We start from the raw sequence: 22,716 nt of genomic DNA, 5'->3' as shown, positions 1-22,716 counted from the left end.
AAGGAAGAACGTCATGAATGTCATCAAGCGGCTGGGTTCAGCCATCGCTGTTCTCGCGCTGTGCCTGCCGGTACTTGCTCACGCCGGCGACGAGTGGGCGCACAAGAAGAAACTGAACTTCGACACCACCACGACGGGCGCCGAGATCAAGGAAGGCGTGGCGCAGTTGCCGTTGCTGGTGCGTCTGCACAGCGGCAATTTCACCTTTGCCGATGTCAAGCCGGATGGCTCGGACTTGCGTTTCTTTGCGGCCGATGACAAGACCGCGCTGGCGTATCACATCGAAAAATTCGACGCTGCCAACGAACTGGCGGTGCTGTGGGTGCAGCTGCCGAAGCTGGCCGGCAATGCCAAGACCGATGCGCTGTGGGTGCACTGGGGTAATCCGAAAGCGGTGCCAACTGCCGACGCCAAGGCGACCTACGACGCCACGCAAGTGATGGTGCTGCACTTCTCAGAGGCCGACGGCGTCAAGGATGCGACCGGCAATGCGAACAATGCCAAAGAGTCGACCGCCAAGCCGGTCGCGGCCGGTCCGATCGGTGGTGCGGTGGCGTTTGACGGTGCTGCGAAGATTACCGTGCCAGCCTCGCCGAGCCTGAAGATCGGTGCGGCCACCGGCTTCACGTTCAGCGCCTGGATCAAGCCGGTCGGCAAGGAAGCCGGCACGTTGTTCATCCAGCGTGATGGCGCAAAATCACTCGCCATCGGTGTCGCCGATGGCAAGTTGACGATCGCGCAGGGCGCTGCCAAAGCCAAGGCCACGGCCGATCTGAAGCCTGGCATTTACCAGCATGTCGCGGTTGTTGCCGCTGGCGGCAAAGTGGCCTTCTTCATCGACGGCGCGGCAGCTGGCAGCGACAGCTTCGCGCTGGCGGACAGTGTGGGCGACGTCACCATCGGCGAAGGCCTGAAAGCCGAAGTCGACGAGTTGACGCTGGCCGGCACGGCCCGTTCGGCCGACTACATCAAGGCGCTGTCGGCCAGCCAGATTCCGGATTCGCCGATGAGCAGCTTCGACGAGAAAGAAGAAACCGCCGAGATTTCGTATGCAGCGATTCTGCTCGGCGCGGTCACCATCGACGGCTGGGTCGTCATCGGCATCCTGATCGTCATGGCCATCATCAGCTTCTGGGTCATGATCACCAAGACCATCGCACTTGCCAAGATCAACAAGGCCAATGCCGAGTTCCTGGAGAACTTCGCCGACAAGTCCGACGCGTTGCTGACCCCGGGCAGCGCTGCCATCGCCACGCTGGCGGCCAATCCGCTGATGCCGCGCTCGACCATCTATGGGTTGTATGCGATCGGCTTGCGCGAGATGAAACATCGCTTCGATGCGCAAATCGTCGCCGGCCTGGCCAACAGCCTGTCGCATGCGTCGCTTGATGCAATTCGTGCTTCGCTCGACGCCGCCATGGTGCGCGAGAACCAGCGCCTCAACAGCGGCATGGTGCTGCTGACCATCGCCATTTCCGGCGGCCCGTTCCTCGGCCTGCTCGGTACCGTGGTCGGCGTGATGATCACTTTCGCCGCGATTGCTGCGGCCGGCGACGTCAACGTCAACGCGATTGCGCCAGGTATTGCGGCTGCGCTGGTGGCCACCGTGGCCGGTCTGATCGTCGCTATTCCCGCGCTGTTTGGCTACAACTGGCTGGCGATCCGTATCAAGAATACCTCGGCCGACACGCAAGTGTTCGCCGACGAATTCCTGACCAAGTCGGCCGAGATGCATTCGCTTTAACAGGACACCACCGTGCATATCCAGGAAGACAACCAGCCGTTCGATGACATCAACGTCACGCCGATGCTCGATTTGGCGTACGTGCTGCTGGTGATTTTTATCATCATGACGACCGCTTCGGTGCAGGGCGTCAAGGTCGCGCTGCCGAAGTCGAAGATGACCGCCAGCCTGGCCAAGGCGCACATCAAGGCGGTCACGGTATCGGAAAAAGGCGATGTGTATCTGGACGCCTATCCGGTCACCTTCGAGCAGCTGGAAGAACGGTTGATTCAGCTCAAGCGCGGCAATCCGGCGCAGGCGGTGGTCATCAAGGGTGACGCGCGCGCGCAATACCTGAAGGTGATGCAGGTGCTGGAGGTGTTGAAGAAAGTCGACATCACCGAAATCGGTCTGGTCACCAGTCGTTCGAATACCTAGAAGAATGCGATGAAAGTTCAAAACGAAGCCAAGCCTTACGACACCATCAACGTCACGCCGATGCTGGATCTGGCGTACGTGCTGCTGGTGATCTTTATCGTGATGACGACCGCCTCGGTGCAGGGCTTGAAGATCAATCTGCCCAAGCCGAGCAACAAGCCGCCCACGCAAGAAAAAAAGGAAGTGCGCATCATCCAGATCCAGGCCGATGGCAGCCTGATGTTGAATGGCGCCGGCCTGACCATGCCCGAGCTGGAATCGCGGCTGGCGTCAGCCCGTGCGCGCGACCCCGAGATGCCGGTGGTGATCAAGGGCGATCCGCAAGTGAACTATGCGCGGGTGGTCGACATCATCGACATGGCCGGTCGACTGTCGATCAGCAACGTCGGCTTGGTCACGGCCCGGATTGGGGTCTGACGTGAGCGATCTGTCATTGCAGAAAAAAGCCAAGCCGGCCAACGGCAAGAAGTACGCCACCATGGCGGTCGTGGTGCTGGTGGTGTTCTCGCTGATCGGCTGGGGTTTGTACAGTCTGCTGGGCGGCAAGAAGGGCGCCAAGCCAAAGGCGCCAAAGATCTCGCTGATCCCGACCGCGCCACCGCCGCCGCCACCACCGCCGCCGAAGCTGGAAAAGAAACCGCCTGAGCCGCCCAAGGACCAGAAGGAAATCAAGATCGACCAGCCGGTGCCGAAGGTCGAAGCGCCTGCGCCGAGCCCGGAACTGAAGATGGACGGGCCGGCCGGCAATGGCCCGAGCGCGTTTGCCAGCGGCGCGATCACCAGCGAAGACCTGAGCAAGATCGGCACTGGCAAAGGCCCGTTGGGTAATCCGTTCAATGTCTACGCCGGTGTGTTGCGCACCGATTTGCAACGCACGCTGAGCAAGCACAGTGATCTGCGCCGGCGGGTGTATCGCGTCGAAATCCATCTGTGGATCAATCCGGACGGCAGCATCAAGCGTTCCGAATTGGTCGGTGGTACCGGCGACGAGAGTACCGATGCAGCGATCCGCGACGCGCTGAAGAATGCACCAAGCTTTACCGAAGGCCCGCCGGCCAACATGCCGCAGCCGGTTCGACTGCGCATCAACAGCACCGGCCGGGCTTGACCATTTCCTTTTATTTTATTTAATCCGAGAGAACTTCCATGACCACCTCCCGCTCCAGGCATTCGAAGCACGCCGCCGCCGTCCTGCTGGCGACCACGCTGATCGCTGCCTCTTTTCCGGCCCACAGCGATGAACGCACCGACCTCGAAACTCTGCGCGCGACCACCGTCTCGCTGATCGAAGCGCTGGTCGACAGCGGCGTGCTGTCGCGCGCCAAGGCCGACAAGCTGTTCAAGGATGCCGCCGTCAGCGCCCAGGCCAAACTGGCCGCCACGCAAGCCGCCGAAGTGCAGCCGCCGGAGCTGGGTAAGGATGGCAAGAAGATCGTGCGGGTGCCGTACATCTCCGAAGCGGTCAAGCTGGAAATGCGCAACCAGATCAAGCAGGAAGTGCTGGCGCAATCCAAAACCGAACGCTGGGGCGAGCCGGGCGCGTTGCCGGAGTGGATGCGCCGCTTCAAGTTCGAAGGTGACGTGCGGGTGCGTTACGAACAGACCAAGCTCAACCGCAACAACACGCTGGCCGGCGCCGATTACACCGACGACCTGTACACCCGTGCGGCCGACATCGTCGGCAACGCACTGATCGGCGGTACCTCGTCGTTCGATACCCAGGAAGACAAGAGCCGCAGCCGTTTGCGTGCGCGTCTTGGCGTGACAGCGCAGATTTCGGACACCGTCACGGCTGGCATGACGTTCTCGACCGGGAACACCACCGATCGCACCTCGACCAATCAAACGCTGGGCCAGAATTTCAACAAATACAGCGTGGTGCTCGATCGCGGCTACATCAAGCTTGATCCGAAACCGTGGGTCAGTTTCAGCGCCGGTCGCATCGCCAATCCGTATTTCGGCACCGATCTGCTGTGGGCCGACGACCTGAATTTCGAAGGCTTCGCGCTGACCGTCAAGCCGAAGGTCTCGGACGACTTCCATCCGTTTGCCACCGCCGGTTATTTCCCGCTGCGCGAAGGCAATCCGGGCAGCAGCACCTCGCGCAGCCTGGTCGGTCTGCAGACCGGTTTCGACTGGAAGCTGGCGCCGCAGACCAAACTGAAAGTGGCCGCCTCGCTGTATCAGTTCCACAATATCGAAGGTCAGTCCGAGACCAACGAAACCCACGCGACCGCCACCGACTACGTCACCCGCTATGAATACGCCGCCGGATTCCGCCAGCGCGGCAACACGCTGTTCTACGTCAATGCGCCGGATGATCCGAACGTCAACTGGGGTCTGGCCTCGAAGTTCCGCGAGCTCAATCTGACCGCCTCGCTGGATCTGGCGCAATTGAATCCGGTGCACGTGATCCTGACCGGCGACTACGTCAAGAACACCGGCTTTGATCGCAGCGACATCGAGAAACGCACCGGCTTCCGCATCGAAGACGGCCGCAACTACGGTTACCTCGGCAAGGTCCAGGTCGGCCATCCGACCATGGCTGAACGCGGCGACTGGAATGTCTCTCTGGCGTATCGCTATCTCGGCAGCGATGCCGTGCTGGACGCCTTCACCAATTCCGATTTCGGTCTGGGCGGCACCAACAACAAGGGCATTCTGTTCGGCCTGAATTACGGCATCGACAAAAACACTTGGCTGTCGGCGCGCTGGCTGCAATCGGATCTGATCGATCCGATGGTGCCGCGCCGCATCGGCAGCACGCCGGTCACCAAGCTGTCGGTCGACGTGTTCCAAGTCGACCTGAACGCACGTTTCTGATGGGGGCCGCGATGACGCACTCGACCATGTTGAAATCGACGCTGCTGCTGGTGCTGGCCGCAGCGTTCGCGCTGCCGGCCAGTGCTGCCGACGACAAGAAAGCGGCGCAGGCGCAGGCCCGGCAAATGCAGCAGGCGCAGCGCAAGCTGGAGCAGGAAAAAGCCCAGCTGGTGGCCGAGAAGACCGCCGTCGATGGTGAACTCAAGGACACCAAGGACAAGCTCGATGAGGCAAAGCGCGGCACCGAGGCCGTCACGCGGCGCCGCGCAGCGCTGGAAAAGGAGCTGTCGGCGTCAGCCAGCGAGAAGGCGACGCTGAAAACACAGCTGGCCGAACTCGAAGCCAAACTGGTCGAGGCCGGCAAGAAGCAGGCCGACACCACTGCCGTGCTGCGCAAGACCGAAGAAGCCAAAGCAGCGGTGGAAGCCACACTGGTACAGCGTTCGCAAACGCTGGCCGCGGTCGAAGCCAAGAACGATACGCAGCACAAGCTGAGCATGGAGATTCTGGAGAAGTATCAGCAGAAGGGGTGCACTACGTCGTTGTTACAACGCGAGCCGTTGACAGGATTGACGCAGGTCGCGATCGAGAATTTTACTGAAAGCTATCGCGAGAAGCTCGATCAGGTTCATCTGGTCCCGGTGGCAGCGCGTTGATCGGAATGCGAGGGTGTAAATAATTTTGTGTAATCGGTCATTTGGCAGGAGACTGCCATCCACAATGAACCCAATGACCAAACGCAAAGTAGCACAGCCCGACCTGATTGATCGGAATGCGTGACAAACCTCGTCCTTCAGGGGCGGGGAAGGATAACGCGGACGGCGCAGCCGTCCTTGCATTTGTTTTCGCCTTACTCTTGTCACGATCGACGTCGAGTCTGTATCTTCCAATCATGATCCGACGCCAAGCCTTCAAATACGAATTGATGCCCAACGGCCTGCACCAGCGTACGCTGCGACGCTTTGGCGGCGCATGCCGGTTCGTATTCAACAAGGCATTGGCGTTGCAGCAGGACAATCGCGCCGCCGGCGGCAAGTTCATTCGCTATGAATCGATGGCGAAGCTGCTCACCGGCTGGCGCCACAGCAGCGAAACCCCGTGGCTGGCTGACGCTCCCAACCATCCTTTACAGCACGCGCTGAAAGACCTCGATCGCGCCTACCAGAATTTCTTTGCCGGCCGCGCCGACTTCCCAACCTTCAAGAAGAAGGGGCGCGGTGACAGCTTCCGCTATCCGGACGCAAAGCAATTCAAGGTGGAGCCGGGCAACGCCCGCATCTTCCTGCCCAAGCTCGGCTGGATCCGCTACCGCAACAGCCGCGACATCGCCGGTACGATCAAGAACATCACCGTGTCGTCAAAAGCAGGCAAGTGGTTCGTGTCGATTCAGACTGAGCGCGAAGTTGCCGAGCCGGTACCAACGGCTATCAGCGCCGTCGGTGCTGACGTCGGCATCGACCGCTTCGTCACCTTGTCGGATGGCTCCTTCGTCGCACCGTTAGACAGTTTTAAGAAGCACCAACAACGCCTGGCGAAATACCAGCGCCGCATGAGCAGAAAAGTCAAATTCAGCCATAACTGGAAGAAAGCCAAGGCCAAAGTCACACGGGTTCACCGTGATATTGGCAATGCAAGAGCCGACTTCATTCACAAGGCGACAACGACCATCAGCAACAACCACGCGCTGGTCGCCGTCGAAGACTTGAAGATCGTGAACATGACCAGGTCGTCGAAAGGCACGATTGAAACCCCAGGTACGAACGTACGTGCCAAGGCGGGGTTGAATCGGGCGATTCTCGACCAAGGATGGGGCGAGTTTGGACGGCAGCTCGATTACAAGCTCTACTGGAACGGCGGCTTTTTCATGCAGGTGCCTGCCCATTACACCAGCCAGACATGCCCGTGCTGCGGGCACGTCGACAAGGCTAATCGCAAAAGCCAGTCGGCGTTTCTGTGTACCGTGTGCTGGTACGAGAACAATGCTGATGTCGTAGGCGCGATCAACGTGCTGGACCGCGCCTTGGCGCAACTGTCTCAACCGAGCAATGAAGAAGGGCCGGACATGGCCCGGATCGCCTGTGAAGTGAACGGCGCTGTCAGGCCGTCAGCAGCAGGAACCCACCGAAGCGACATGCAAGAGGTTTTGTATGCACAGTAGGAATCTCCGTCCTTTGCGCGCAAGCGCCAGCCGTCAGGCTGAGGGCGGGGAGGATGTCAAGTTCCAGAATGGCTACGGCGGCGCGCCCGACCACCGCATCGCTGCGGACTGGTTCGCCCGTTCCGCCGCGCTCGGCAATCCGGACGCAATGTACATGCTGGCCACTGCCTTGCTGGCCGGCGATGGCGTGTCGGCCGACCCGGTGCGGGCGCTGGCGCTGTTGCGCGAGGCGGCCGAGCAGGAGCAACTGCTGGCTGCGCAAATGCTGGCCTATGGTTTTCGCGACGGCACACTGGGTCTGCCGCGCGACCCGCGCGCCGCGGCACAGATGGTGGTCGAGGTGGAGCACGCGTTGCACCATCCGCGCACGGTCTGGTGAGTCAGAACCGCAGCGTCATGATCGCGTCACAAAGACCGGTCACCATCTTGCCAAGCAAATAATAGCGGCGCAGCAGCGGAACACGACGCCGCACCAGTGAAACCCCTCGATCCAATGCAAGAATGCCGACGTGCGGCACGCTGGCTGTTTTGTGCGGCGTAGAGATGCGTGCGTGGCACAATACCAAAATGAAAATCGATATGACCCTACCTGCTCAAGCCTCCGGGATCCGCACCCGGCCCATTCAACGCGCCGCCGGCTTCACGCTGCTGGAACTGCTGGTGGTGATTGTCATCATCGGCTTGCTGGCCGCGTATGTCGGCCCGAAGTACTTCGCCCAGCTCGGCAAATCCGAAGTCACCGTCGCCAAATCCCAGATTGAATCGTTCGAAAAAGCGCTCGATACCATGCGCCTCGATGTCGGTCGCTACCCGACCACCGAAGAAGGGCTCGGTTCGCTGTTGATCAAACCCGCCGAATCGACCAAATGGAACGGCCCCTACCTGAAGAAAAACGTCCCGCTCGATCCGTGGGGCCATGCCTATCAGTACCGCGCGCCCGGAACCAAGAGTGAGTACGACATTACCTCGCTGGGCAAGGATGGCCAGCCCGGCGGTGTCGGCGAAGACGCTGACATCACCAACTGATTCCCGCCAGAGCCTGCCGCCATGCAGTTCGACGTTCGCGCCCTGTCGCCCGATCATCTGATATCGCAACTCACCATCGACGCGATCGATGAGGCCGATGCACGCCGTCAGGTCGAGGCGCGCGGGCTGTTTGCGGCCAAGGTCACGGCGGTCAATGGCGCGCTGTTCGGCGGCAAACGCTCGGGCGCCAGCCGCCTGTCGGTGGTGCTGTTCAGCCAGGAACTGCTGGCCCTGCTCAATGCCGGCCTGAGCATCGTCGAAGCGCTCGAAGCGCTGCTCGAAAAGGAAGCCAACGAAGGCACCCGCTCGACCCTGACCCGGCTGCTTGGCGGACTGCGCGAAGGCAAGCGCTTCTCCGGTGTGCTGGCCGAGCAGTCGGACCTGTTCCCGCCGCTGTACATCGGCATCGTCAAGGCGGCCGAAGGCACCAGCGATTTGCCGCGCTCATTGACCCGCTACATCGACTACCAGCAGCGCATCGACGCGGTGCGCGGCAAGATTGTCAGCGCCGCGATCTATCCAATGATCCTGATGCTGGTCGGCGGCGGCGTCAGCGGTTTTCTGATCGGCTACGTGGTGCCGCGCTTCGCCGAGGTGTACCAGGGCGCCGGGCGCAATCTGCCGTGGCTGTCGCAGGTGCTGCTGGAATGGGGCCAGTTCGCCGGCACGCATACGATGGCACTGTTGGTCGGCATCGCCGTCACGCTGTCGGTGCTGATCATCGGCGGCCGTCACTTTTTGTCGAATGGCGGCATGGCGCGCCTGATCAACCGGCTGCCCGGCATCGGCGAGCGCGTGCGCATCTATGAACTGTCGCGCCTGTATCTGACCATGGGCATGCTGCTCGAAGGCGGCATCCCGATCGTGCCGGCGATGGAAACCGTGCAGGGCATGGTCTCCGCCACCATCCGTCAGGGGCTGCAACTGGCGAAAGAATCGATCCAGTCCGGTATCCCGCTGTCGACCGCCTTCGAAGACAACCACCTGACTACGCCGATCTCGCTGCGCATGCTGCGCGTTGGCGAGCGCTCCGGCGAAATGGGCAAGATGCTGACCCAGTCGGCCGCCTTCTACGACGGCGAAATCACGCGCTGGATCGACCGTTTCACGCGCACCTTCGAACCGTTGCTGATGGCCGCCATCGGCATCATCGTCGGCGGCATCGTGGTCTTGTTGTATATGCCGATCTTTGATCTGGCCGGGAGCATGTCTTGAACGCTGCAGTCGACCAATTCAACGCCGCGCCGGTCGAGATCGACCCGGCGCTGCTGCAAACCGCGCGCGCGCTGGCGGCCAAGTCGCAACGTCCGCTGATCACCGAACTGGAGGAACTGCTCGGCGGCGATCCGCGTGAACTGGTGCAATCGCTGGCGCTGCCATTCGGCCTGGCGGTGGTGGAAACCATTGACATGCTGTCGTTCGCGCCGGCCTTCGATTTGCTGCCGTTGTCGAAAGCGTTGCAGCGCCATTGCGTGTTGCTGCGCCTGAACGACGGCAGCCTGCTCGGCGTCATTGCCGACCCGTTCGATATCGACTTGCAGACCTGGCTGGAAACCATGGCGCGCTGCGTGCCGGACTACCGCCTCGCGCTGCAATCGGATATTGCCGCCTACCTGTCCAAGCAGGAAGAATCCGCGCGCGCGGTCGACACGCTGGTCAATACCGGCAGCGACACCCGGCGCGACGGCAAGACCGCCGCCATCCTGTCGTTCGCCTCGGTCTCGGAAGCCGCCAGCCCGGCGGTCAAGCTGGTCAATTCGACGCTGTATGACGCGCTGAAAGCCGGCGCCTCCGACATCCATCTGGAAAGCACCGCCAGCGGCCTGGCGGTCAAATACCGCGTCGATGGCGTGCTTGATCACGCCACCTCGGTCAATGGCATCGAAGTCGCCGAACACATCATCTCGCGCCTGAAAGTACTGGCCGAACTCGACATCGCTGAACGCCGCGTGCCGCAGGACGGCAGCTTCCGGGTTGAGTCGGGCGGCCGCGAAATCGACTTGCGCGTCTCGATCATGCCAAGCATCCACGGCGAAGATGCGGTGATCCGGATTCTGGACAAGCGCGCCATGGTCGAAGCCTACGGCGCGCTGACGCTGGAAGCGCTCGGCTTCGACGCGCCGTCGCTGGTGACCTTGCGCGGACTGGCCGAAGAAGCCTACGGCATGCTGCTGGTGACCGGCCCGACCGGCTCCGGCAAGACCACCACGCTGTACGCTGCGCTGACCGAAATCCACAATGGCCGCGACAAGATCATCACCATCGAAGACCCGGTCGAATACCAGCTGCCCGGCATCCTGCAGATTCCGGTCAATGAAAAGAAGGGCCTGACCTTCGCCAAGGGCTTGCGCTCGATTTTGCGACACGATCCGGACAAGATCATGGTCGGCGAAATCCGCGACAAGGAAACTGCCGAAATCGCCGTGCAATCGGCGCTAACCGGCCATTTGGTGCTGACCACGGTGCATGCAAACAATGTATTCGACGTGTTCGGCCGCTTCACCCACATGGGCATCGATCCGTATGCGTTCGTATCGGCGCTGAACGGCATCTGGGCGCAACGGCTGGTGCGCATGAATTGCCCGCATTGCGCGATGCCGTATGTGCCATCGGACGCCGAACTGGCGCGCGTCAACCTGGGCCGCAGCGCGGTGTCGGATTTTGACTTCAAGCATGGCAAAGGCTGCGGTGACTGTCGCGGCACCGGCTACAAGGGCCGCAAATCGATCGCCGAAATCCTCACGCTCAACGACGAGATCCGCGAACTGGTCATTGAAAAACGCCCGATCCGCCAGATCAAGGAAGCCGCGCGCCTAAACGGCACCCGCAGTCTGCGTGACGCCGCCCTTGATCTGGTCAAACGCGGCGCCACCACCCTCGATGAAATCAAGCGGGTGACCTTGCATGCTTGAGCGAATCACACAATCTCTCGCCAGCGTGCAGTTGGGTCTGTCGCCGCAGGGCGCGACGCTGATGCGCACCACTGGCTGGCTGAAGCGGAGCACCACGGTGCTGGCCGATCACGTCTGGAGCGACGACGAATTCAGCGTATCGGAAAAGCGCGTCGCGCGATTGCGCAGCGTGCTGGCGAACTGTCGCGGCATGGCGCTGACCGTCACGCTGTCCGACACATTGGTGCGCATCTGGAGCGTCACCCCGCCCGACAACACCACCCGCCTGGCCGATTGCGAAGCCGCCAGCGCGCTGCGGTTTCAGACCCTGTACGGCGAATCGATCAGCGGCTGGGAGGCGGCGGCCGACTGGGATGCGCGCCAACTCTTTCTGGCTTGCGCTATGCCGCGCGCGCTGTTGCAGGAACTGCGCACGGTGGCGCTGGAACTGCATTTGACAGTGCTCGCCATCACGCCGCAATTCTTCGCGGCCTGGAATCGTTGGCGCAAGGAGTTGCGTCCCGACGCCTGGTTCGCCATCGTGCACGACGATGTACTGACCATCGGCGCCATTGCACAGCAGCGTCTGCGTGCAGTCCGCGCTACTGCCATGACCAACGAGGTGCTGCACGACCGCCAGTGGCTGCCGCGCCATCTGCAGCGCGAAGCCCTGCGCCTGAACCTGGCCATGCCGGCGGCGCTGCAGCTATGCGGCGACGCGCCAGCGCACTGGACCGTGCAGGGCAGTGACGGCGTGCGCTGCACCCGGCTCGACGCCCATGTCGAAGGCAACTCGGTGGTGGCCGGCATTGCGCTGGCGCTGACCGGCAACAAAGGGCAATACCGATGAGCCCGATCCGCATTGATTTCGCGCCGCGCACCTTCGCCCGCGCGGTGCTCACCACCGCGCCATGGACGTGGCTGGCCTGCCTGGCCGGACTGGTGCTGTGCATCACGGCGCTGGTGTTCACGCTCGACGCGCTGCGCTTCAAGAATGCGCAAACGGCCGCGCTGCAATCGGCGCTGTGGCGTCTGAACGAACGCACCACGCGCAAGCCGCCACCGAAAAAAGCCCAGATCCCGGAAGCCCAGGCCAACGCCATCAATGCCGCGATCCTGCAACTGAACCTGCCGTGGACCGATTTTTTCGATGCGATCGAAGACGCCACACCGGACACCATCGCGCTGCTGTCGCTCGAACCCGACGCCAAGAAACAGCGCATCAAGGGCATCGCCGAATCCAAAACCAGCGGCGGCATGATCGAATACATCGAGCAATTGAAGAAACAGCCATTCTTCGCCAACGTGGTGCTGATCAAGCACGAGGTCAACGAACTCGATGCCAACAAGCCGCTGCGGTTTCAGTTTGAAGCGCAATGGCAGGAGTCCGCACCGTGAACGCCGCCGCATTCAACCTGCTGGGGTTGCGTCTGCGCCTGCTGCTGGCGCGCATCGGTTGGGGCGCGGGACTGGCAGCGCTGTTGTGCCTGATCGGCGCAATCGTGTTGTTGTGGCTGGTTCCGCATTTGCGCGCGCAGGGCGCAGTGCAGCAGATCGAACTGGCGCGCGCCCAGGCGGCGTTGCTGGTGGCCGCCACCAAGCCAGCGGCCGAGCCACTGTCGCTGGTCGATCAGCGCCTGGAGAAGTTTTATGAAGTGCTGGGTGAGCGACGCTACGCCGAACAGCAGATCAAGACCCTGTTCGCAGTCGCCGCCAAGACCGGCCTGAACCTGAGCCAGGGCGAATACAAGGCGGGCTTCGACAAGAACAGCGATACCCACACCTATCAAATCCTGCTGCCGGTCAAGGGCGCGTATCCGGCGATCCGGCAATTTTGCGAAAAGACGTTGATGGTGATTCCGTTTGCCTCGCTCGATGAAATGAACTTCAAGCGCGAAGCGATTGGCAGCGATGTGCTGGATGCCAAATTGCGCTTCACGCTGTATCTGGCCGGCGGTCCCGCTGCGCAGGAAATGGCGAAGGTGCAGCGATGAAGCCGCGCCATCTGGCCATGCTGGCCGCAGTGGTGATCGCCGGCTTGTTCGCCTTCTTTGCTGACAAGAGCCCGAGCAGCGAAGTGGCCGAAGCGGTCACCCGCCCGACTGCCACGGTTGCCGCCAAAAGCGCCGAGCCGGTGCGCAGCGTGAAAGCCGAACGCACTGTGCTGATTCGCGACCTGCAGGCGCGTGGGTCGCTGATCCGTGATGAACAGGGCGGTGGTCGCGGTGACGTCTTGTTCAACAGCCGCAACTGGACCCCGCCGCCACCGCCGCCGCCGAAGGTCAAGCCCGCGCCGCCGCCGAAACCGGTGGCGCCGCCGCTGACCTTCACCTATCTCGGCAAGAAATTCGAAGACGGCGTCTGGGAAGTCTATCTGGCGCGTGGCGAGAGTACCTACATCGCGCGCGCCAATGAAACCATCGACGGCATCTACCGCGTCGAGAAGATCACACCGCCTACCTTGTCCCTTATCTATCTGCCGCTCAAGCAGGTTCAACGTCTTACCATTGGAGGAACCGACTGATGGCAAGTCGTCTCGCGCGCAGTACAAGTGCATCCGGCCGACGCAGCGGTTGGCGTTTTTTGACAGGCATGCTGGTGATGGTGCTGGTGGTCGGTTGCGCCGCGCAAAACGCGTTCCGCGATGGCAAAGCGCTGGTCGCGCAGGACAAGGTCGAAGAGGGACTGCAAAAGTTTCAGGACGCCGCCAAAGCCGACCCGGCCAATTTCGAATACCGCACCGCATACATTCAGACCCGCGAGCGCGCCATCCAGTCGTATCTGGAAAAGGGCGATCGCATGGCAGCGCTCCGCAAGCGACCCGAAGCGGAGAGTTTTTATCTGCGTGCGCAGCGCCTCGATGCCACCAATGAACGTGCCCGCGACGGCTTGCGCAATCTGGAGATGAGTGCGCGGCATGGGCAATTGCTGGACGAAGCCGATGCCGCAATCCAGAAGAAAGATTACGATCTGGCGCGCGCCAAGCTGAACACGGTCACGACCGAAAACCCGAACAATGATGCAGCGCGCGCGATGTTGGCATCGATCGGCGAAAAGACTGCCCGACTGCCGGTCGAATCGCAACTCTCGGCCGCCTACAAAAAGAAGATCTCGATCGAATTCAAGGATGTGCCGATCAAGCAGGTGTTCGAGGTCATCGCCCGCACCTCGGGCCTGAACTTCCTGTTCGACAAGGACGTCAAGACCGACGTCAAGACCTCGATCTTTTTGAAGAACAGCACCATCGAATCGGCCGTGTATTTCGCGCTGCTGACCAACCAGCTCGAACAACAGGTGCTGGACGCCAACACCATCCTGATTTATCCGAACACGGTGGCCAAGCAAAAGGATTATCAGGAGATGGCGATCAAGTCGTTCTTCCTGACCAACGCCGACGCCAAGACGGTGGCCAACACCCTGAAGACCATCTTGAAGACCAAGGATGTGGTGGTCGATGAAAAGCTCAACATGCTCATCGTGCGCGACTCGGCCGATGCCATCAAGCTGGCCGACAAGCTGGTGGCGCTGCATGATGTGCCGGAGCCGGAAGTCATGCTCGAAGTCGAAATCCTCGAAGTCAAGCGCACCCGACTGCAGGAGCTCGGCATCAAGTGGCCCGACAGCCTGACGCTGACCCCGCTGGCGACGTCGCTGGCCAGCGGCACCGGCCTGGCGCTGCGCGATCTGGCGCATCAGAATAATTCGACCATCGGTGTGGGCAGCCCGACCGCCACCGTAAAGGCGCGCGCCGACGACACCGACTCCAACCTGCTGGCCAATCCGCGCATTCGCGCGCGCAATCACGAGAAGGCCAAGATCCTGATCGGCGACCGCGTACCGAACATCACCACCACGGCGACCGCCACCGGCTTCGTGTCGGAGTCGATCACCTACGTCGATGTCGGCCTGAAGCTCGAAGTCGAGCCGACCATCTATCTCGACAACGATGTCGCCATCAAGGTGGCGCTGGAAGTAAGCAATATCGTCAGCCAGTTGCAAACCAAGTCCGGCACGGTGGCCTATCAGATCGGCACCCGCACTGCCAGCACCGTGCTGCGCCTGAAGGACGGCGAAACCCAGGTGCTGGCCGGCCTGATCAACGACGAAGACCGGCGCAGCGCCAGCAAGGTGCCGTTCGTCGGCGAGATTCCGATCCTTGGTCGCCTGTTCGGCACCGCGGCGGACGACAACCAGAAGACCGAGATTGTGCTGTCGATCACGCCACGCCTGATCCGCAACATCCAGCACCCGAACGCCGATTCGGCGCAATTCCGCGCCGGCACCGAAACCAGCCTGCGCCAGCGGCCGGATTCCGGCGGACGCGCGGTCAACGCGCCGGCTGCCGCCGCGGCCAATCGTGAAGCGGCGACCGCGACCGCCATCGCACCGCCGCAACGCGAAGCGCCGCAGCCAGCACCGGCGCCGGCGCCAGCGCCAGTAACTCCGCCCACCCCACTCAACACCCCCGCTGCCGACAACCCAATCCCGGCCGCCCCAGCCGCCGCGCCCGATGCCGGCGCCGACACCGCCGCCAACGCCGCGCAGGTCGCGTTTCGCGGCCCGACCGAGTCGCGCGTCGGCGGCAACTTTGCGGTCCAGCTGACGATGCAGTCGATCACGGCGATCGGCAGTCTGCCGGTCACGCTCGGCTTCGATCCGCAGGTGCTGCAAGTGGTGCGGGTGGTCGAAGGCGACTTCCTGAAGCAGGGCGGGGCAAGCACCGAATTCACCAATCAGGTCGACACCAAAGGACAAGTCCTTCTCAACGGCTCGCGCGCCAATGGCAGCGTCTGGCCGGGCACCAGCGGAACGGTTGCCACCGTCACCTTCCGCTCGTTGCTGCCGGCCGACGCCTCCGCGATCCAGGTCGTGTCGATTGCGCCACTCGATGCGGCCGGACGCGGCGTGGTGGTAGTCCCGCCAGCCGCGCAGACCGTGCGCATCCAGTAAACCTCGCGCCATGCGAATCCTCCGTCCCCGCGGCTTCACCCTGATCGAACTGCTGGTCACGCTTGCGATTCTCGGTGTGCTGTCGACGCTGGCCATTCCGGTGGCGCAGGTGGCGGTGCAACGCAGCCAGGAACAGGAATTGCGACGCGCACTGCGGAGCATCCGGCATGCCATCGACGCCTACAAGAAATCCGGCGACGAAGGCCACATGCTCAAGGTGGTCGGCGCCAGCGGTTATCCGAAAGACCTCGACGTGCTGGTCGATGGCGTGCCCGACCTGACTGATCCGAAGCACCACAAGATCTATTTTCTGCGGCGGTTGCCGCGCGACCCGATGAATCCCGACATGTCGCTGACCGAAGCGCAATCCTGGGGCAAGCGCAGCTACGACAGCGACGCCGCCGACCCGCAGGAGGGCGAGGATATTTACGATGTCTACTCGATCTCGCCCAACACCGGCCTGAACAAAGTGCCGTACCGAAAATGGTGATGCCAATGCCACACTCCACCCGCCCGCGCCACGTCGTGTCGCGCGGCTTCACGCTGATCGAATTGCTGGTGGTGCTGGCCATCATCGCGCTGCTGGCGACGGTGGCGTTGCCGCGCTATTTCCAGAGCATCGATACCGCCAAGGAAACCATCCTGGCCGACAACCTGCGCATCACGCGCGACACCATCGACAAGTTTTACGGTGACACCGGGCGCTATCCCGAAACGCTGGACGAGCTGGTCGACAAAAAATACCTGCGCGCGCTGCCGATCGATCCGATCACCGAAAGCAGCAGCACCTGGATCGTGATTGCACCGGAGGGCGCGACCAAGGACAGCGTCTACAACATCAAGAGCGGCGCGGTCGGCCAGACCCACAGCGGCAAACCGTACGCCGACCTGTAACCCGCGATGAGCGCAACCCGTCGCCAGCCGATTGCCCCGATGCGCCGCGCCGCTGGCTTTGCGTATTTGAGCTTGATCATCCTGGTCGCCATCATCGGCATCGCCTCGGCCGCCTCGTTGCAGGTCGGCGGCTTGCTCGGACGGCGCGCCGCAGAAGAAGAACTGCTCGACATCGGCGCCGAATTCCGCGCCGCACTGATCAGCTATGCCGCCACCACGCCGGCCGGCCAAATGACCATGCCGCAGACGCTGCAAGACCTGATCAAGGATCCGCGCTACCCAAACGTGCGCCGCCATCTGCGCAAGCTGTATGTCGATCCGATCACCGGCGTCGAGGGCTGGGGCACGCTGACGGCGCCGTCGGCGGCCGGGGTCGGCATCGTCGGCGTCTACAGCCTGTCAACTGCCGCGCCGATCAAGGTCGGCAATTTCGACGAACCGTTCAAGCATTTTCAGAACAAGACGAGTTATCAGGACTGGAAGTTCATGGCGCAGTCCGAGACCGATCTGGCCGAGTCCGGCGCGCTTGCCGCGCCGGCGGCCGCGCCACCGGTTGCTGCGCCGCCAGCGTCACCGAAACCGGCGCCGCCGCGCAAAAAATAACGGTGTCTGCATGGCGTGGATCGGGCGCGCGGCTTGCGTTCAGCCTGTCTCGGCAGATAGCCACGGACCGCCAGCCTGCCACCGGGCTGGAAACGCCACGTCGACACTGGCCGCTTCAATGACCGACAGCATGAAGGTTGCAAGCCCCTTGATCACATCATGCAACCGCGGGGCTTCCAGCCGGTTCTTTCCCAGGAAGGCCTGCCACTGCGTCTGCTTTTGCCGATCCTGCGCAAACGCTTCGGTAAGCCCAAAAGGAATTTTTCCGGACAAGGCAGTTTTACGACGGTCGCAGGTCGCCCGAATTGCTTGACGGAGGGTGTCGCCAGCAAAGTCCGCATGCATTACCAGTATCCACAGATCGAAGTAGTCCTTCATGCGGCTGTTGGCGATGCCGAGCGTAGACAGTGCCTCGAACTTTTCGGCCACGACTGTGTAGTGTGGGTAGACGCGCAGCTTCGGTGCAGCGAATCCTGCCAGCATCACCGGGTACACCACATCTTCCGGGCCCGGCGTGACAGCGTCACCGAATCCGATATCGACCTGAATCTGGCAGCGGGCGCCATCAATCACGCCAAGCAGCAGTACCCGCACACCAGCATAGTTGGCGTCTTTGCGGATCTCGGCGGCACGTACGGAGTTCGACTGAAACGTCACACCGTCTGGTGTTTCGATCGCGCAGATTTCCCTGAAGACGTTTTCGATGTGCGCTAGCTCCGCCGATCCGAAGCCCAAAAAGTCGGCGTCCCGGGTTGGGCGATGCGGAATGTCGAACCACAGGTCGAATAGCAGCGCACCCTTGAGCAGGAATTGGTCAGCGTGGTTTGAGACGCTAATCCGGTAAAGCAAGCGCTCAATGGCGTAGCGGGTGAGGACGATATTGAAATCCTGCCCCATTTCACGTGCACGGTTGAGCAGACGAGCACGTACCGATGCCGCGATGTTTCGGCCATTCATGGAAGACTTTCCAGGTAAGGCCGCATCACGTTCGCTACCCGGCACAGATTGGCATAGCGCCAAAGCGCATCCATGCCGACCCGCTTGGCGCGCCAAGCCTCCTGCAATGCCTCCAGCGCCACATCAAGGCCGATTTTGTGACGAAACTTGAAGCAGTCGACCACCGTGCGGGCAACATTGGTCACACGTACGGTCACGCCGTCGATTTGATGTTCGTCGATACCGTCGATCAGCGTGGCTTCGGAAAAACGCACGACCCGCAGCGGTGGGTACACGATTTTTGGCGCACGCGCGCGGTTGGGAATGGCGATCCAGACCTCAAACGGTGATTGCGTGGTGAGGTCGTGTACGCGTAGCGCCGACAACAGGCAAATGACGGCTTGCGGATATTTGCTGGCGATTTCAGCCAGTGCGCCATGCTCGGATACGCGGCGCTCTGGACGGGCGTACAGGCCGCGACCCACGCGAATCAGTAGCCCTTGCTGCACCAGGCGCGTCAGGGCGACACGCGGCAGCCCTTGCCGGACCAGGTCGCGCGGACGAATCAGACCGTGCGTCTGGGCGAGATTGAGGATGTGTTGGTGGTTATTCTCCATGTCGCGATGGTGTTCCGTTTTATCAGTAGTTGTCAATAATTACCGACAAAACGGAACAATGTTAATGACGATTGGAATCGTACCGTGACCCAGCCCGCTCACGACCCACACGAGTTATCAGGATTGGAAGTTCATGGCGCAGTCCGAGACCGATCTGGCCGAGTCCGGCGCGCTTGCCGCGCCGGCGGCCGCGCCACCGGTTGCCGCGCCGCCAGCGTCACCGAAACCGGCGCCGCCGCGCAAAAAATAACGGTGTCTGCATGGCGTGGATCGAGTGCGCGGCTTGCGTTCAGCCTGCTTTTTGTCGTGGTGCGCAATGACTTAATCACACCGTCGCGTCGCAAGCGCCTGCACCTGTTGATACAGCACCGGCAGGTCGCCCTGAATCGTCTTCCAGAGGATTTCCAGATCCACCGTGTCGTAGCCGTGCGAGACGCGATTGCGCATCGTGTACATAACCTGCCAGGGAATGTTGCCGTTCTGCGCAGCAAATGCCGCGTCCACGCGCTGGATGTTGTTCGATGCCTCACCGATGATCTCGATGTTGCGGATCACAGCGTCCTGCACCAGTTCGCTGTTCAGAAATGCCACCTCGTCCATGTCCGCCGTGTAGCGGTCTATGCGCTCGATCGCCTTCAGGATGTGGTTGAGGTAGTCCGCGACGCGCAACGTTTTGGTCATACCGGAATTGCCTCGGCAAGAACCAGGCTGCGGAACTTGTCCGGCAACGCCTTGGGCGTCAGCACATCAACCGACACGCCAAGCAGACGTTGCAGTTCGACCTGGATGGCGGCCACATCCATCAGCGTCGTTTCCGGCGTCGGGTCAATGAGGATATCGAGATCGCTACTGTCAGTATCCTCGCCGCGCAAGACCGAACCGAATACCCGCGCATTGCGGGCGCGGTGCGACTCGACGACAAGGCGGATTTTGGCGCGGTTGGACGCCAATGCTTCAGATGGTTTCATAAGTCCCGCAGCATAATCCTGTTTAACAATAAAGCAACACTTGACACCCTCCCGAACCACAGCCTTGCTGCTGCTGCTGCTGCTTGTGCGCGAAGGAAAGGGATTGCGGCTGCGCATGCAAAACCGTTTGCACGTCGCTTTGGTGGGTTCCTGTTGTTGACGGTCTAACTGCTCCGATTACTTCACAGGCGATCCGGGCAGTGCTTGCGCACCAGGCGGGAACCCTCGCCGTGTCCTGCCCTGCGTTACAAAATTGTACTTATGCGCCGTCAAGCAAGTTGATCGCGCCAACTACATCTGCATTGTTCTCGCGCCAGCACGCGGTACGGAGAAACTCCGACTCGGTCTTGCGGGTATTTTTGTCGACCTGTCCACAGCACGGGCAGGTCTGACTTTTGTAGTGGACAGGCACTTTCATGAAAAACCCGCCGATCCAGTAGAGCATGTACCCCAGCTGGCGGCCAAAATTCGCCGCAGCGCTGAACGTGAATCGCCCTATTTAACCACGCCTTGGCGAGTGCGTTCCTGCCTAGAGTTTCAATTGAGCCGGTTGCCGACATTACCATGGGCGGAGTCAAGAACCAAGTGCAACACGTTAATGGATCGTAGCCGATTCGGCCTGTTTCAAATTGTCGATAATCTCGCCGTAGATTTCGAGCGGACTGCGGTAGTCGTGGACTTTGTGCGACCGGGTATTCATCTGGTAAGCAATGGCGTCGAGATCATCCTGCGTCAGGTGCGACAGGTCGGTGCCTTTGGGCATGTATTGGCGCAGCAAGCCATTGGTGTTTTCATTGCTGCCGCGTTGCCAACAACAGCACCGACGGCGCTGGTGGGCGATGGCACCGGCTCGACGACTTCAAGCTCGGTCTGAATCGACGCGAACCATTTGCCGCCTTTCGACGACACGGTGATGTTCTTTATACTGCCGACGATATCGCGGCTGTTGCAGTAGCGGGCCCAGCCGAGCTTATGCAGGAAAATCCTGGCGTTGCCTGGCTTCACCTTCAATTGCTTGGCGTCGAGGTAACGGAAGCTGTCACTGCGGCCCATTCTTTTTGAATGCGGGGAATTCGGCGCGGCCGGCAAAGAAGTTCTGGTACGTGCGGACGATGTCTTTCCGCGCGTGCTGCAACTGGTGGTTGGGCGGGTCAGTCAGCCAAAGTGTCTCATTGCTGTTACGCCAGCCGGAAAGCACCTTTGCCATCGATTCATAGAGCATGAATTTCCCGCAGGCGGCGGAATTCTCCTGCTGCAGCGCCAATACCTTATTGAAGACGAACAGGCATGCACCACCGTTTGTTATGTTTGCCAAGCAGATGAAAGCGGATGTGCAAATTGTTCCCGCAACTGGAACTCGCCGAGATGGAAAGATGCATCTCATCGCCGGGCATTATCGGTGGAAGGCATTAACCGCCGCCGGCATCGACACCATCAAGATCATTATGCGCGGCCCCGTGACGGACAAAGAGTTGTATGAATTGTCTTACAAAGAGAATGTTGATCGCCATCCGCAGAGCGTGATCGGCAATGCTTTCTCATGGAAAAGTTTTCTCGATATCGGCGTATGCCGGAGTGAAACTGAAATCTCCACTTCGCTCGGTCTGCCACAGCCTACTGTCAACAAGACAATCTAACTTCTGAAATTGCCAGCGCCAATTCTCAGTATGGTGAAGTCAAATCCAGAACGGCTCGAAATGAGTATCCTCTACGAATTGATGCAGCGCGAACGCATCGTGAGAAGTGAAATCGTTATCGATGACGCGGAAGCGGCACTCAGTGACCGGGCGACTCGCGGTGACGTTGTTCGTCAGCGTCAAGGATATAAAACGAATAAAATTCGCAAGCAAACTGAGACATTGAGAAAGTATCCAGTCGCATTGGGCGACCATCAGATCAGTCATATCAAAAAATGGGACAAACGACGAATTGCTCTGGATTTGAAATTCGATGATCCTTTCATAGGTCGCCGCGTCATGAATTTAATTAAGGTGATCGTAGACAAGGAAACCAATCTGAAACAAGATTCATCAAGTGAGTCGTAATCCCGCTTGCTGATTATCCAGGGAGCGCCTTGTCCACCAACAGGCGTTCCCTCATCCTGCCCCTGGATTTTTACGTGCGCGATGGAAAAAATAGCTTGGCAGCGTGCATAGGTGCGTGCTCAGGCCATTGGATAACTGAAAGGTTGTCAAAAATTCGTTTCTGCGGATCTGAATGATCAATAAATGACCGATGCGACGCGTCCAGAAATCGTAAACGGGGAAATCTGATTTCCTCTATTTTTCCTATAAATAATTAAATACCATTTAAATTCATGCACTTAGAAACAATTTTTTGGTTTTTAGAAATTCGCACATTGCGTCCATAAATCAAATGTGGGGAAATTTTTCCGCTTGCAAGGTCTCGTGACCTAGCCTATGCTAGATTGTGTTTCTATAGGGCATCATTTTTACGCAAGACGAATGATGCGGAATTCGAAGATAAAGTGGGACAGGAAAATTTTTCGCGCTTTTTTCCCCTGGCCTATACGTAAAGCTATTTTTTTGGAAAAACCGGGCAGGGCGGCACTGTGCTGCAAACCAGTTTTAGGGCACCTCGTTATACACAAGTCGTCTGATCGCCAAGTCGTCGTAGAGCACGCATCGTTCGAACAGCAACATGAACATCTTTCAATCCAAGCCAAATC

Annotated in this window: 27 protein-coding genes and 1 pseudogene; 21 read left to right on the top strand and 7 right to left on the bottom strand. The window is 60.5% G+C overall.

The window, feature by feature from the left end; translation table 11 throughout:
* The first annotated feature begins 13 nt into the window (after positions 1-13).
* From RCH09_RS13285 to RCH09_RS13250, 8 genes are all read left to right on the top strand, one after another.
* Entirely contained in the window at positions 14-1,744 is a 1,731-nt protein-coding gene (locus RCH09_RS13285; RefSeq protein WP_326941588.1) for a DUF2341 domain-containing protein, read from the top strand.
* A gap of 12 nt (positions 1,745-1,756) precedes the next feature.
* The gene (locus tag RCH09_RS13280) at positions 1,757-2,161 is read left to right on the top strand and encodes an ExbD/TolR family protein (protein ID WP_326941587.1); all 405 of its coding nucleotides are present in this window, start codon (positions 1,757-1,759) and stop codon (positions 2,159-2,161) included.
* 9 nt (positions 2,162-2,170) lie between these two features.
* Positions 2,171-2,578, top strand: a complete 408-nt coding sequence (locus RCH09_RS13275) for an ExbD/TolR family protein (RefSeq protein WP_326941586.1) — start codon at positions 2,171-2,173, stop codon at positions 2,576-2,578.
* A gap of 1 nt (position 2,579) precedes the next feature.
* Positions 2,580-3,269 (top strand): energy transducer TonB, encoded by a 690-nt coding sequence (locus RCH09_RS13270; protein ID WP_326941585.1) that lies wholly within the window; start codon positions 2,580-2,582, stop codon positions 3,267-3,269.
* Positions 3,270-3,307: 38 nt separating this feature from the next.
* The gene (locus RCH09_RS13265) at positions 3,308-4,984 is read left to right on the top strand and encodes a putative porin (protein ID WP_326941584.1); all 1,677 of its coding nucleotides are present in this window, start codon (positions 3,308-3,310) and stop codon (positions 4,982-4,984) included.
* 11 nt (positions 4,985-4,995) lie between these two features.
* A complete protein-coding gene (locus RCH09_RS13260) occupies positions 4,996-5,640 on the top strand; it encodes a hypothetical protein (RefSeq protein ID WP_326941583.1) in 645 nt (214 codons plus the stop codon).
* 236 nt (positions 5,641-5,876) lie between these two features.
* Complete coding sequence (locus tag RCH09_RS13255) at positions 5,877-7,142, top strand: RNA-guided endonuclease InsQ/TnpB family protein (protein WP_326941647.1); 1,266 nt, start codon at positions 5,877-5,879, stop codon at positions 7,140-7,142.
* The gene (locus RCH09_RS13250) at positions 7,132-7,521 is read left to right on the top strand and encodes a tetratricopeptide repeat protein (RefSeq protein ID WP_326941582.1); all 390 of its coding nucleotides are present in this window, start codon (positions 7,132-7,134) and stop codon (positions 7,519-7,521) included. The genes RCH09_RS13255 and RCH09_RS13250 overlap by 11 nt, the downstream gene beginning before the upstream one ends.
* Before the next feature lies 1 nt (position 7,522).
* On the opposite strand, the gene RCH09_RS13245 is transcribed toward RCH09_RS13250, so the two are convergent.
* Positions 7,523-7,660 (bottom strand): hypothetical protein, encoded by a 138-nt coding sequence (locus RCH09_RS13245; RefSeq protein WP_326941581.1) that lies wholly within the window; start codon positions 7,658-7,660, stop codon positions 7,523-7,525.
* A 61-nt stretch (positions 7,661-7,721) separates the two neighbouring features.
* On the opposite strand from RCH09_RS13245, the gene gspG reads away from it, so the two are divergent.
* From gspG to RCH09_RS13190, 11 genes are read left to right on the top strand one after another with little or no spacing between them, the layout of a single operon-like run.
* Complete coding sequence (gspG, locus tag RCH09_RS13240) at positions 7,722-8,168, top strand: type II secretion system major pseudopilin GspG (RefSeq protein WP_326941580.1); 447 nt, start codon at positions 7,722-7,724, stop codon at positions 8,166-8,168.
* A 21-nt stretch (positions 8,169-8,189) separates the two neighbouring features.
* Positions 8,190-9,383: a type II secretion system F family protein gene (locus RCH09_RS13235; RefSeq protein ID WP_326941579.1), complete on the top strand. Its 1,194-nt coding sequence runs from the start codon at positions 8,190-8,192 to the stop codon at positions 9,381-9,383.
* The gene (locus tag RCH09_RS13230; protein ID WP_326941578.1) at positions 9,380-11,080 is read left to right on the top strand and encodes a GspE/PulE family protein; all 1,701 of its coding nucleotides are present in this window, start codon (positions 9,380-9,382) and stop codon (positions 11,078-11,080) included. The genes RCH09_RS13235 and RCH09_RS13230 overlap by 4 nt, the downstream gene beginning before the upstream one ends.
* The gene (locus RCH09_RS13225; RefSeq protein WP_326941577.1) at positions 11,073-11,909 is read left to right on the top strand and encodes a hypothetical protein; all 837 of its coding nucleotides are present in this window, start codon (positions 11,073-11,075) and stop codon (positions 11,907-11,909) included. The genes RCH09_RS13230 and RCH09_RS13225 overlap by 8 nt, the downstream gene beginning before the upstream one ends.
* Complete coding sequence (locus RCH09_RS13220; protein ID WP_326941576.1) at positions 11,906-12,457, top strand: PilN domain-containing protein; 552 nt, start codon at positions 11,906-11,908, stop codon at positions 12,455-12,457. The genes RCH09_RS13225 and RCH09_RS13220 overlap by 4 nt, the downstream gene beginning before the upstream one ends.
* Complete coding sequence (locus RCH09_RS13215; protein WP_326941575.1) at positions 12,454-13,053, top strand: hypothetical protein; 600 nt, start codon at positions 12,454-12,456, stop codon at positions 13,051-13,053. Before RCH09_RS13220 ends, RCH09_RS13215 begins: the two co-directional genes overlap by 4 nt.
* Positions 13,050-13,583, top strand: a complete 534-nt coding sequence (locus tag RCH09_RS13210; RefSeq protein ID WP_326941574.1) for a hypothetical protein — start codon at positions 13,050-13,052, stop codon at positions 13,581-13,583. Before RCH09_RS13215 ends, RCH09_RS13210 begins: the two co-directional genes overlap by 4 nt.
* Positions 13,583-16,009, top strand: a complete 2,427-nt coding sequence (locus tag RCH09_RS13205; protein WP_326941573.1) for a secretin N-terminal domain-containing protein — start codon at positions 13,583-13,585, stop codon at positions 16,007-16,009. The genes RCH09_RS13210 and RCH09_RS13205 overlap by 1 nt, the downstream gene beginning before the upstream one ends.
* 10 nt (positions 16,010-16,019) lie before the next feature.
* Positions 16,020-16,499 carry a type II secretion system protein gene (locus RCH09_RS13200; RefSeq protein ID WP_326941572.1) on the top strand — a complete coding sequence of 160 codons (480 nt, stop codon included), beginning with the start codon at positions 16,020-16,022 and terminating at the stop codon, positions 16,497-16,499.
* A 5-nt stretch (positions 16,500-16,504) separates the two neighbouring features.
* Positions 16,505-16,903 (top strand): type II secretion system protein, encoded by a 399-nt coding sequence (locus tag RCH09_RS13195; protein WP_326941571.1) that lies wholly within the window; start codon positions 16,505-16,507, stop codon positions 16,901-16,903.
* Between the two features lie 6 nt (positions 16,904-16,909).
* Complete coding sequence (locus RCH09_RS13190) at positions 16,910-17,506, top strand: type II secretion system protein (protein ID WP_326941570.1); 597 nt, start codon at positions 16,910-16,912, stop codon at positions 17,504-17,506.
* A 39-nt stretch (positions 17,507-17,545) separates the two neighbouring features.
* Here RCH09_RS13190 and RCH09_RS13185 read toward each other — a convergent pair whose 3' ends face one another.
* From RCH09_RS13185 to RCH09_RS13160, 6 genes and pseudogenes are all read right to left on the bottom strand, one after another.
* The gene (locus tag RCH09_RS13185) at positions 17,546-18,463 is read right to left on the bottom strand and encodes a nucleotidyl transferase AbiEii/AbiGii toxin family protein (protein ID WP_326941569.1); all 918 of its coding nucleotides are present in this window, start codon (positions 18,461-18,463) and stop codon (positions 17,546-17,548) included.
* On the bottom strand, positions 18,460-19,059 hold the full coding sequence (locus RCH09_RS13180; RefSeq protein ID WP_326941568.1) for a type IV toxin-antitoxin system AbiEi family antitoxin domain-containing protein: 600 nt from the start codon (positions 19,057-19,059) through the stop codon (positions 18,460-18,462). Before RCH09_RS13180 ends, RCH09_RS13185 begins: the two co-directional genes overlap by 4 nt.
* A 321-nt stretch (positions 19,060-19,380) precedes the next feature.
* Positions 19,381-19,740 (bottom strand): HepT-like ribonuclease domain-containing protein, encoded by a 360-nt coding sequence (locus RCH09_RS13175; RefSeq protein ID WP_326941567.1) that lies wholly within the window; start codon positions 19,738-19,740, stop codon positions 19,381-19,383.
* Positions 19,737-20,027 carry a nucleotidyltransferase family protein gene (locus RCH09_RS13170; protein WP_326941646.1) on the bottom strand — a complete coding sequence of 97 codons (291 nt, stop codon included), beginning with the start codon at positions 20,025-20,027 and terminating at the stop codon, positions 19,737-19,739. The genes RCH09_RS13175 and RCH09_RS13170 overlap by 4 nt, the downstream gene beginning before the upstream one ends.
* A 595-nt stretch (positions 20,028-20,622) precedes the next feature.
* Positions 20,623-20,838, bottom strand: a pseudogene (locus RCH09_RS13165) (transposase); the annotation flags it as partial.
* 228 nt (positions 20,839-21,066) lie between these two features.
* The gene (locus tag RCH09_RS13160) at positions 21,067-21,249 is read right to left on the bottom strand and encodes a hypothetical protein (RefSeq protein WP_326941566.1); all 183 of its coding nucleotides are present in this window, start codon (positions 21,247-21,249) and stop codon (positions 21,067-21,069) included.
* Between RCH09_RS13160 and RCH09_RS13155 the strand changes: the two genes are divergently transcribed.
* Both RCH09_RS13155 and RCH09_RS13150 read left to right on the top strand, forming a co-directional pair.
* Positions 21,248-21,664 (top strand): ParB/RepB/Spo0J family partition protein, encoded by a 417-nt coding sequence (locus RCH09_RS13155; protein WP_326941565.1) that lies wholly within the window; start codon positions 21,248-21,250, stop codon positions 21,662-21,664. The two genes, RCH09_RS13160 and RCH09_RS13155, sit on opposite strands and share 2 nt — an antisense overlap.
* 60 nt (positions 21,665-21,724) lie before the next feature.
* Positions 21,725-22,072, top strand: a complete 348-nt coding sequence (locus RCH09_RS13150; RefSeq protein WP_326941564.1) for a hypothetical protein — start codon at positions 21,725-21,727, stop codon at positions 22,070-22,072.
* Positions 22,073-22,716 lie beyond the last annotated feature (644 nt).

Origin of the sequence: Actimicrobium sp. GrIS 1.19, assembly GCF_035984655.1 — a bacterium.
GTDB lineage: Bacteria > Pseudomonadota > Gammaproteobacteria > Burkholderiales > Burkholderiaceae_D > Actimicrobium.
The sequence above is the reverse complement of the archived record's forward strand: the minus strand, read 5'-3'. Positions and strand labels throughout refer to the sequence as shown.

Bases quoted from the DNA above. Each gene is read 5' to 3' on its own strand.
- RCH09_RS13175 (WP_326941567.1), bottom strand. From the start codon at position 19,740: ATGACCAAAACGTTGCGCGTCGCGGACTACCTCAACCACATCCTGAAG.
- gspG (WP_326941580.1), top strand. From the start codon at position 7,722: ATGACCCTACCTGCTCAAGCCTCCGGGATCCGCACCCGGCCCATTCAA.
- RCH09_RS13285 (WP_326941588.1), top strand. From the start codon at position 14: ATGAATGTCATCAAGCGGCTGGGTTCAGCCATCGCTGTTCTCGCGCTG.
- RCH09_RS13150 (WP_326941564.1), top strand. From the start codon at position 21,725: ATGAGTATCCTCTACGAATTGATGCAGCGCGAACGCATCGTGAGAAGT.
- RCH09_RS13220 (WP_326941576.1), top strand. From the start codon at position 11,906: ATGAGCCCGATCCGCATTGATTTCGCGCCGCGCACCTTCGCCCGCGCG.
- RCH09_RS13265 (WP_326941584.1), top strand. From the start codon at position 3,308: ATGACCACCTCCCGCTCCAGGCATTCGAAGCACGCCGCCGCCGTCCTG.
- RCH09_RS13200 (WP_326941572.1), top strand. From the start codon at position 16,020: ATGCGAATCCTCCGTCCCCGCGGCTTCACCCTGATCGAACTGCTGGTC.
- RCH09_RS13205 (WP_326941573.1), top strand. From the start codon at position 13,583: ATGGCAAGTCGTCTCGCGCGCAGTACAAGTGCATCCGGCCGACGCAGC.
- RCH09_RS13260 (WP_326941583.1), top strand. From the start codon at position 4,996: ATGACGCACTCGACCATGTTGAAATCGACGCTGCTGCTGGTGCTGGCC.
- RCH09_RS13180 (WP_326941568.1), bottom strand. From the start codon at position 19,059: ATGGAGAATAACCACCAACACATCCTCAATCTCGCCCAGACGCACGGT.
- RCH09_RS13185 (WP_326941569.1), bottom strand. From the start codon at position 18,463: ATGAATGGCCGAAACATCGCGGCATCGGTACGTGCTCGTCTGCTCAAC.
- RCH09_RS13210 (WP_326941574.1), top strand. From the start codon at position 13,050: ATGAAGCCGCGCCATCTGGCCATGCTGGCCGCAGTGGTGATCGCCGGC.
- RCH09_RS13235 (WP_326941579.1), top strand. From the start codon at position 8,190: ATGCAGTTCGACGTTCGCGCCCTGTCGCCCGATCATCTGATATCGCAA.
- RCH09_RS13255 (WP_326941647.1), top strand. From the start codon at position 5,877: ATGATCCGACGCCAAGCCTTCAAATACGAATTGATGCCCAACGGCCTG.
- RCH09_RS13170 (WP_326941646.1), bottom strand. From the start codon at position 20,027: ATGAAACCATCTGAAGCATTGGCGTCCAACCGCGCCAAAATCCGCCTT.
- RCH09_RS13190 (WP_326941570.1), top strand. From the start codon at position 16,910: ATGAGCGCAACCCGTCGCCAGCCGATTGCCCCGATGCGCCGCGCCGCT.
- RCH09_RS13275 (WP_326941586.1), top strand. From the start codon at position 2,171: ATGAAAGTTCAAAACGAAGCCAAGCCTTACGACACCATCAACGTCACG.
- RCH09_RS13155 (WP_326941565.1), top strand. From the start codon at position 21,248: ATGAATTTCCCGCAGGCGGCGGAATTCTCCTGCTGCAGCGCCAATACC.
- RCH09_RS13250 (WP_326941582.1), top strand. From the start codon at position 7,132: ATGCACAGTAGGAATCTCCGTCCTTTGCGCGCAAGCGCCAGCCGTCAG.
- RCH09_RS13195 (WP_326941571.1), top strand. From the start codon at position 16,505: ATGCCACACTCCACCCGCCCGCGCCACGTCGTGTCGCGCGGCTTCACG.
- RCH09_RS13225 (WP_326941577.1), top strand. From the start codon at position 11,073: ATGCTTGAGCGAATCACACAATCTCTCGCCAGCGTGCAGTTGGGTCTG.
- RCH09_RS13160 (WP_326941566.1), bottom strand. From the start codon at position 21,249: ATGCTCTATGAATCGATGGCAAAGGTGCTTTCCGGCTGGCGTAACAGC.